Here is an 8,969-nt window from a genome sequence, read left to right as displayed (position 1 = left end):
CTATCGGCAGCGCGGCCAAGGTCTACTACGCGGGCAAAGCGTTTTTGTCGGCGGAGGAGGCTCGCTGGGTAACCGAGGAGGGCCTCTACATCGACGTCGCGTCGGGGGGCGAGCTTGCCGTCGCCCTGGCGGCGGGAGTGGATGCTGCGCGCATCGGCCTGCACGGCAACAACAAGTCTGTGGCCGAGATCGATCGTGCTGTCGGCTCCGGCATCGGCGTGATTGTGATCGACAGCGTCGAGGAGGTGGGCAGGGTCGCCGAGGCCGCCTCGCGCCACGGTGTGCGGCAAAAGGTGCGACTGCGCGTTAACAGCGGGGTGCACGCGAGCACCCACGAGTATCTGGCCACCGCCCGCGAGGATCAGAAGTTCGGCATCACGCTCGCAGATGCCGCGTCGATCGTCGAGCTCATTCGGTCGCACGAGTCGCTCGAGTTCATCGGGCTTCACGCCCACATCGGCTCCCAAATCTTTGGCTCCGATGGCTTCGGTGAATCGGCCCGACGTCTCATGACGCTGCAGGCCCAGCTCCTTGAGGGCGGTCCCGTTCCCGAGCTCAACCTCGGCGGCGGTTTCGGCATCGCCTATACGAGCGTCGACCACGCTATGCCGATCGACGAGATCGCCTCTGCGCTGGCCTCCATCGTCTCCGCAGAATCCGCTCGCCTCGGCATCCCGGTTCCCGTCATTGCGGTGGAGCCCGGCCGTTCGATCATCGGCCCATCCACCTTCACCCTGTACGAGGTCGGAACGATCAAAGATGTTTCGGTCGCGCTGGGCGACGACGAGTCGGCGACGGCCGTGCGCAAGTACGTGAGTGTCGACGGTGGCATGAGCGACAATCTTCGCCCGGCGCTCTACGGGGCCGACTACACCGTGCGCATCGCGAGCCGAGCATCCGATGCCGAACCCGCGCTCGTGCGCGTCGCCGGCAAGCACTGCGAGAGCGGCGACATTGTCGTCCACGCCGACTACCTGCCTGCCGATGTGCGCTCGGGCGACCTGCTCGCGGTTCCCGCGACGGGCGCCTACTGCTGGGCGCTCTCCAGCAACTACAACTATCTCGCCCGTCCCGCGGTTGTCGCCGTGCGCGACGGGCAGTCCCGCATCATCGTTCGAGGCGAGACCGAGGCCGACCTGCTGTCGCGGGATGCTGGCCTCACCACTGCAGAGCAGAGAAACGGAAATCTATGATCGAGTACCGCAATCTCCGAGTCGCCCTCCTGGGCGCAGGATCGGTGGGTGCGCAGGTTGTCGCCCAGTTGCAGAAGCACGGCGATGAGCTCGCGAGCCGCGTTGGTGCGGGCCTTGAGCTCGTGGGAGTAGCTGTTCGGGACATCGACGCCCCGCGCACGGCCGAGATCCCGCGCGAGCTGCTGACCACCGATGCGGAGTCGCTCATTCTGGGCGCCGACATCGTGATCGAGCTCATCGGAGGCATCGAGCCTGCCCGCACGCTCATCATGCAGGCGCTCACCTCGGGGGCCGATGTGGTCACCGCCAACAAGGCGCTCATCGCCACCCACGGGCCAGAACTGTTCGCGATGGCGGAGCAGGTCGGCGCTCAGCTCTATTACGAGGCCGCCGTCGCCGGCGCCATCCCCATCATCCGCCCGCTGCGCGACAGTCTTGCGGGCGACCATGTTCAGCGCATCCTGGGCATTGTCAACGGAACCACCAACTTCATCCTTGATCGCATGGACACCGAGGGCCAGAGCCTCGAGGATGCTCTGGCGACGGCCACCGAACTCGGCTATGCCGAGGCAGACCCCACGGCCGACATCGAGGCGTATGACGCCGCTCAGAAGGCCGCGATTCTGGCGAGCCTCGCGTTTCACACGACCGTGCCCATCGAGAGCGTCTACCGCGAGGGCATCACGGCCATCACGGCGGCTCAGGTTGAGGCCGCCCGCTCCGCCGGGTACGTCATCAAGCTGCTCGCCATTTGCGAGCGAGTCACCGATGCCGAGGGCGTCGACGGTGTCAGCGCCCGGGTCTACCCGGCGCTGGTTCCCCGAACTCACCCGCTGGCCGCCGTGCATGGCGCCAAGAACGCCGTCTTCGTCGAGGCGGAGGCCGCAGGCGACCTCATGTTCTATGGCGCAGGAGCCGGGGGAATCGAGACGGCATCCGCTGTTCTGGGCGACCTCGTGTCTGCTGCTCGTCGCCACGTCGTTGGCGGGCCCGGCGTAGCCGAGTCGACCAACTCGGATCTGCCCATCCTGCCCATCGGCAGCGTCACGACCCGCTACCACATCACCCTTTTGGTCAACGACCGCACGGGTGTGCTCGCCACGATCGCCGCACTGTTCAGCGACCACGGCGTCTCGGTTGAGACGGTTGTGCAGACGGTTGGTGCGCCGAGTGACGATGGCACCCCCGCCCCCGCTACCCTGGTGATTGGCACTCACGAGGCGTCGGAAGCGGCTCTCGCCGCAACCGTTACCGCCCTGTCGAGCATCGACACCGTGAGATCAGTCACCTCAGTCCTCCGAGTAGAAGGTTCCTAATGGCCCACCAGTGGCGCGGGGTTCTCCGCGAGTATGCAGACCGTCTCGACGTAACGGATGCGACGCCCATCATTACCCTCGGCGAGGGTGGCACCCCCCTCCTCCCGGCTCCCGCTCTCTCCGCTCGCACGGGCGCGAAGGTCTGGGTCAAGTACGAGGGAATGAACCCGACAGGCTCCTTCAAGGACCGCGGCATGACGATGGCCGTCTCCAAGGCTGTTGAGGCCGGAGCCAAGGCTGTCATCTGTGCGTCGACCGGCAACACCTCGGCGTCGGCTGCAGCCTATGCAACGCACGCAGGCATCACCGCCGCCGTGCTCGTGCCAGAAGGCAAGATCGCCATGGGCAAGCTTGCCCAGGCAATCGCCCACAACGCGCAGCTCCTGCAGGTGCAGGGCAACTTCGATGACTGCCTCGACATCGCCCGCGACCTCGCCGCCAACTACCCGGTTCACCTCGTCAACTCGGTCAATAACGACCGCATCGAGGGGCAGAAGACGGCGGCATTCGAGGTCGTCGAGGTTCTCGAAGACGCGCCAGACTTCCACTTCATTCCCGTGGGTAACGCCGGCAACTACACCGCATACTTCCGGGGCTACAGCGAAGAGCTTGAGCGCGGAGTCTCCACCAAGCTTCCCCGCATGTTCGGCTTCCAGGCCGCGGGTAGCGCCCCCATCGTGACGGGCCACGTCGTCAAGAACCCCGACACGATCGCCAGTGCGATCCGCATCGGCAACCCCGCATCGTGGGAGCTCGCCATCGCCGCTCGTGAGACGAGCAACGGCTACTTCGGCGCAATCTCCGACGACAAGATCCTCGAGGCACACCGCATCCTCTCTGCCGAGGTCGGCATCTTCGTTGAACCGGCATCGGCCATCAGCGTTGCAGGGCTGCTCGAGCGCGCGGATGCCGGGCAGATTCCCGCCGGCGCCACCGTCGTTCTCACCGTCACCGGCCACGGCCTCAAGGACCCGCAGTGGGCCCTTCGCGCCGCCGATGGTTCCGACGTTCAGCCCACGATCGTGCCCGTCGACACCGCGGAGATCGCTGGGGTTCTCGGATTGGCGAAAGCGACGGCATGACCGCGACTGCTGCCCCGATCGGGAGGTCGGTCTCGGTCAGGGTTCCTGCCACGAGTGCCAACCTCGGGCCGGGATTCGACACGCTCGGCCTCGCTCTCTCGCTCTATGACGACCTTGAGGTCACCACGAGCGAGCGGCCCGGCGCCCGGGTAGAGATTCACGGTGTGGGGGAGGGCGAGGTCCCCACCGACGAGCGCAACCTGGTTGTGCGCACGATCGCCTTCACCTTTGAGCGCTACGGCGTGCAGCTGCCTGGTCTCGACCTTGTGGCTCACAACCGCATCCCGCACGGCCGCGGGCTCGGGTCATCCGGTGCGGCGATCGTCGCCGGCATCATGGCGGCAAAGGGTCTCCTCGACGGCATCGTCGACATCGACTCGAATGCGCTTCTCGCGCTGGCCTCCGAGTTGGAGGGGCATCCCGACAATGTTGCCCCTGCGCTTTTTGGCGGGCTAACAATCGCCTGGACCTCCGACAAGGGGCCGCAGCACAAGAAGCTCATGGTGCACAGGGGGGTCTCTCCTCTTATCTGTGTTCCCGAGAAGACGATGTCCACCGAGCTCGCTCGCAGCCTGAGGCCTGTCACGGTTCCTCACGAGGACGCGGCGTTCAACGTTTCGCGCTCAGCGCTGCTGATCGCCGCGCTCATCCAGAGCCCCGAGCTTCTTCACGACGCGACAGAAGACAAGCTTCATCAGAGCTACCGCGCAAGCGCGATGCCCGAGACGGTCGGCCTCGTGGAGGAGCTTCGATCCCACGGTCTCGCTGCCGTGGTTTCTGGCGCAGGGCCCTCGGTGCTCGTGCTCTGCAGTGACCCAGCTCAACGCCTCGAAGCGGCGCAGGTAGTGGCCAATCACGGCGGCTCGCCGTGGCAGGCGCTCATGCTCGCCGTCGACTTCAAAGGTGCTACAGTGAACGTGCACCCGGCGAAATCTTAGGTTTTGCTACGCGCGAGCGATCTTGTTCGTGCCACGGGTTGCACCATCACCAGCATCTCTTCGCCCCCGTCTCGGCCTGCGCTCCGTTCAGGCCCCGGGTCGTGGTGCGACAAGCTCTCCTCAGACCCGCCGTATGCGATTCCCGACTTCGGTGTCTGACAGGGGAAAGGAACCCTCTTAGTGACTGATCACACAGTCCGTCCCGCCGATCTGGCAGCCATGCGCCTTCCCGAGCTCCAGGCTCTCGCGGCGTCGCTCGGCATTACCGGCGTTACCAAACTTCGTAAAGGAGCCCTCGTGGACGCAATCAACGAGACCCAGAACACTTCATCATCCGACCAGGCAGCGCCTGCGCAGACCGCATCTGCTCCCGTGCAGACGGCGACTCAGGATGCTCCGGCAGAGGCCGTAGCAACCGCGCCGCGCAAGCGGGCACCACGCCGAGCAACGGCAACGGGCGGCGTCATCACGACGACCTCAGCGCCTGCCGAGAAGACAGCGCCCGCCGAGAAGGCTGCGCCTGCCGAGAAGGCAGCGCCCGTCGAGCAGGCCGCTCCCGCGGACGCTGCAGACACAGCGGTTGACAAGGCCGCGGCCGAGGCAGAGAAGCCCGCCCGCAAGGCTCCCGCCCGCAAGCGCACCGCACCCAAGGTCGCCGCAGAGCACGCCAACGGCGCCGAGTCCGGTGTTGACACCGTGGCAGCAGAGCCCGCCGCTGCAGAGTCCGCTCCGGCCGCCTCTGAGACAGCCGAGACCGAGGCGCCTGCCCGTGGCCGTGGACGTCGTCCCGCCCGTGGTGAGAATGCCGAGCAGAACGACAAGGCAAACGACAAGGCAAACGACAAGGCAGAGGTCGACACGACCTCTGACTCAGCTGACGACAGCGCCGACGCCGGTGATGACGAGGACAGCTCGGAGCGCCCGCAGCGCAGCCGTAACCGTAACCGCAACCGCAAGGGTGAGAAGAACGACTCCCAGCGTGGCGAGAACCGCGAAAACCGCGACAACCGCGAGAACCGCGACAACCAGCGTGATGGTCAGCGCGACGCCCAGAAGGGCAACCAGCGCGGCGACCAGAATGACCGTGACGACAACGGCCAGGATGACCGCGGCCAGCGCCGTCAGCAGCAGGACCGCCAGCAGGGCGACCGCCAGCAGACCGAGCGTCAGCAGCAGGAGCGCCAGCACGACGACGAGCGCGGAGGCCGCGGTCGTTACCGTGACCGCAAGCGTCGCGGCGGCGGCAACGACGACTTCGAGCCCGAGATCAGCGACGACGACGTACTCATCCCCGTCGCCGGCATCCTTGACGTTCTCGACAACTATGCCTTCGTGCGCACGACCGGATACCTCCCCGGCAACAACGACGTTTACGTCTCGCTCGGCCAGGTTAAAAAGTACAACCTGCGCAAGGGTGACGCCGTCGTCGGCGCAATCCGTCAGCCGCGCGATGGTGACAACCAGGGCGGCCGCCAGAAGTACAACGCAATCGTCAAGATCGACACGATCAACGGCCTCCCGGTGGAGCAGGCTGGCGACCGCGTCGAGTTCGGCAAGCTGACCCCGCTCTACCCCTCGGAGCGCCTGCGCCTTGAGACGGGGCCGCAGAAGCTGACGACCCGCATCATCGACCTCGTGTCGCCCATCGGCAAGGGTCAGCGCGGCCTCATCGTCTCGCCGCCCAAGGCCGGCAAGACGCTCGTTCTCCAGGCCATCGCCAACGCGATCGCCAAGAACAACCCCGAGGTTCACCTCATGGTCGTTCTCGTGGACGAGCGGCCCGAAGAGGTCACCGACATGCAGCGCACCGTCAAGGGTGAGGTCATCGCCTCCACCTTCGACCGTCCCGCCGAAGACCACACGACGGTTGCCGAGCTCGCCATCGAGCGCGCCAAGCGCCTCGTCGAGCTCGGCCACGACGTTGTCGTGCTGCTCGACTCGATCACGCGCCTCGGCCGTGCCTACAACCTGGCTGCCCCGGCATCCGGTCGCATCCTCTCCGGTGGTGTCGACTCGTCGGCGCTCTACCCGCCCAAGCGTTTCTTCGGTGCCGCTCGCAACATTGAGGACGGCGGCTCGCTGACCATCCTGGCAACCGCGCTCGTCGAGACCGGTTCCAAGATGGACGAGGTCATCTTCGAGGAGTTCAAGGGCACCGGCAACATGGAGCTGCGCCTGTCGCGTCAGCTTGCCGACAAGCGCATCTTCCCCGCGGTTGACGTCAACGCCTCCGGCACGCGCCGCGAGGAGATGCTCATGGGCGTCGACGAGGTCAAGGTCACCTGGAAGCTGCGTCGCGCCCTCGCGGGTGTCGACACGCAGCAGGCCCTCGAGATCGTTCTGGGCAAGCTCAAGGAGACGACGTCTAACGTCGAGTTCCTCATGCAGATTCAGAAGTCGCTCCCGACCGCCGCCGGCAAGACCGAGAAGGACTAGTCATGTTCGAGTCAGTAGCGGTGCTGCTGGCCGAGCATGAGGATCTGCAGAAGCAACTGTCTGATCCCGCCGTTCACGCGGATGCGGCCAGAGCCAAGAAGATTAACCGACGCTATGCCGAGCTCAGCCAGATCAAGGCTGCGCACGAGCATTGGCTTGAGGCTACGGACGACCTCGCGGCAGCTCGCGAGCTCGCCAAAGAGGACGAAACCTTCGCCGAGGAGATTCCGAGCCTCGAGGACAACGTCGCCACGACCCAGGAGAAGCTTCGGCGACTGCTGATCCCCCGCGATCCCGATGACGGGCGCGACGTGATCATGGAGATCAAGGGTGGAGAAGGCGGCGCCGAAAGCGCCCTCTTCGCTGCCGATCTGCTGCGCATGTACATGCACTACGCCGAGTCGAAGGGCTGGAAGACCGAGCTCCTCGACCGCACCGAGAGCGATCTCGGTGGCTATAAAGACGTCCAGCTTGCGATCAAGTCCAACGCAACGGACCCGTCGCAGGGCGTGTGGGCGCACCTCAAATACGAGGGTGGCGTTCACCGTGTGCAGCGGGTTCCGGCAACGGAGTCGCAGGGCCGCATCCACACGTCGACAACCGGCGTGCTGGTGTTCCCTGAGGTTGACGAGCCAGAAGAGGTAGAGATCAGCCAGAACGATCTCAAGATCGATGTCTATCGGTCGAGCGGCCCCGGCGGCCAGTCGGTCAACACCACCGACTCCGCCGTGCGCATCACGCACCTTCCCACGGGCATCGTGGTGTCGATGCAGAACGAGAAGAGCCAGCTGCAGAACCGCGAGGCGGGGATGCGCGTGCTGCGTGCCCGCATCCTGGCTCGCCAGCAGGAGGAACAGGCCGCTCTCGATAGCGCTGCTCGCAAGACGCAGATCCGCACGATGGACCGCTCTGAGCGCATCCGTACGTACAATTTTCCCGAGAACCGCATTGCCGATCACCGCACTGGATACAAGGCCTACAACCTTGACCAGGTCATGAACGGCTCACTGGGGCCGGTCATCGAATCCTGCATCCAGGCGGATGAGGAGGCCAGGCTCGCCGACATTGGCGACCAGGCATAGCGTGTCAGCTTCTCTCGCCGATATTCGGCGCCAGGCGGTAGCCGATCTCGCGGCAGCCGGCATCCCCTCTGCCGAGGTGGATGCCGAGCTGCTGATCGGCCACGTTCTGGGCCTCAGCAGGGGGCAGGTGCAGGCGAAGGTCGTCATGGGCGTCGATATCGACGAGCAGAATGTCGCAGCCATCTCCGCGGCCGTTTCTCGTCGGGCCGCCCGCGAGCCGCTTCAGCACATCACGGGCCGCGCCCCGTTCAGGTCCCTCGAGCTTGCCGTCGGCCCCGGGGTCTTCGTGCCCCGGCCGGAGACGGAACTCGTGGTGCAGTATGCGATCGATGCGCTCAACGCGTCCGCCGTACCCAGCCCCATCGGCGTCGACCTGGGCTCAGGTTCAGGAGCTATTGCTTTGGCGATGGCTACAGAGGTTCCCCGCGCGAGAATCTTTGCTGCCGAAAACTCGCCAGAAGCGTTTCCGTGGACCCGGCGCAACTTCGACGAGAGCGGCGCGAGCAATGCTGTTCTGGAGTTCGTAGACCTGGCCCAGGCATTCCCCGACCTCGACGGAACGGTCGACGTTGTGATCTCAAACCCTCCCTACATTCCTGCCGCCGCGGTTCCCCGCGACCCCGAGGTGCGCCTCTTCGACCCACCGCATGCCCTGTATGGCGGCGAGGACGGTTTGGATGCTGTTCACGCGGTATCCAAGACGGGCCTTCGCTTGCTGCACCCCGGTGGCGTTCTTGTGATCGAGCACGGCGAGGAGCAGGCGGCCCCAATTGGCGGGCTGCTCAGGGCCGATGGTTGGTCGGCGATCTCGACGCATCCCGACCTGCTCGGCCGTGACCGCGCGACAACGGCGCTGCGGTAGCCGCTCGGCACCCGCCCGCCCAGTTGTGATCAACTCGATGCCTCTATCCGCCGTGCCCTC

At 65.7% G+C, this 8,969-nt stretch carries 7 protein-coding genes; all 7 read left to right on the top strand.

Annotated features, from left to right (window positions below):
* Positions 1–1,193, top strand: a 1,193-nt coding sequence (gene lysA / locus AC062T_RS03100; RefSeq protein ID WP_476027297.1) for a diaminopimelate decarboxylase, incomplete at its 5' end; no start/stop codon positions are given.
* A complete protein-coding gene (locus AC062T_RS03095) occupies positions 1,190–2,509 on the top strand; it encodes a homoserine dehydrogenase (RefSeq protein WP_476027295.1) in 1,320 nt (439 codons plus the stop codon). The genes lysA and AC062T_RS03095, both read left to right, overlap by 4 nt.
* Entirely contained in the window at positions 2,509–3,591 is a 1,083-nt protein-coding gene (thrC, locus tag AC062T_RS03090; RefSeq protein ID WP_476027293.1) for a threonine synthase, read from the top strand. The genes AC062T_RS03095 and thrC overlap by 1 nt, the downstream gene beginning before the upstream one ends.
* Positions 3,588–4,529: a homoserine kinase gene (gene thrB, locus AC062T_RS03085; protein WP_476027291.1), complete on the top strand. Its 942-nt coding sequence runs from the start codon at positions 3,588–3,590 to the stop codon at positions 4,527–4,529. Before thrC ends, thrB begins: the two co-directional genes overlap by 4 nt.
* A gap of 180 nt (positions 4,530–4,709) precedes the next feature.
* Positions 4,710–6,965, top strand: a complete 2,256-nt coding sequence (rho, locus tag AC062T_RS03080) for a transcription termination factor Rho (protein WP_476027289.1) — start codon at positions 4,710–4,712, stop codon at positions 6,963–6,965.
* 2 nt (positions 6,966–6,967) lie between these two features.
* Positions 6,968–8,047: a peptide chain release factor 1 gene (gene prfA / locus AC062T_RS03075; protein ID WP_476027287.1), complete on the top strand. Its 1,080-nt coding sequence runs from the start codon at positions 6,968–6,970 to the stop codon at positions 8,045–8,047.
* Positions 8,007–8,909 (top strand): peptide chain release factor N(5)-glutamine methyltransferase, encoded by a 903-nt coding sequence (prmC, locus tag AC062T_RS03070; RefSeq protein WP_476027285.1) that lies wholly within the window; start codon positions 8,007–8,009, stop codon positions 8,907–8,909. Before prfA ends, prmC begins: the two co-directional genes overlap by 41 nt.
* The last annotated feature ends 60 nt before the right edge of the window (positions 8,910–8,969 follow it).

It is taken from the genome of Homoserinimonas sp. (genome assembly GCF_056262345.1).
Note: the sequence above shows the minus strand (reverse complement) of the source record. Positions and strands in the feature narration are given on the sequence as shown.

Coding starts and splice junctions, on each gene's coding strand:
- AC062T_RS03095 (WP_476027295.1), top strand. CDS start 1,190: ATGATCGAGTACCGCAATCTCCGAGTCGCCCTCCTGGGCGCAGGATCG.
- thrC (WP_476027293.1), top strand. CDS start 2,509: ATGGCCCACCAGTGGCGCGGGGTTCTCCGCGAGTATGCAGACCGTCTC.
- thrB (WP_476027291.1), top strand. CDS start 3,588: ATGACCGCGACTGCTGCCCCGATCGGGAGGTCGGTCTCGGTCAGGGTT.
- prfA (WP_476027287.1), top strand. CDS start 6,968: ATGTTCGAGTCAGTAGCGGTGCTGCTGGCCGAGCATGAGGATCTGCAG.
- prmC (WP_476027285.1), top strand. CDS start 8,007: ATGAGGAGGCCAGGCTCGCCGACATTGGCGACCAGGCATAGCGTGTCA.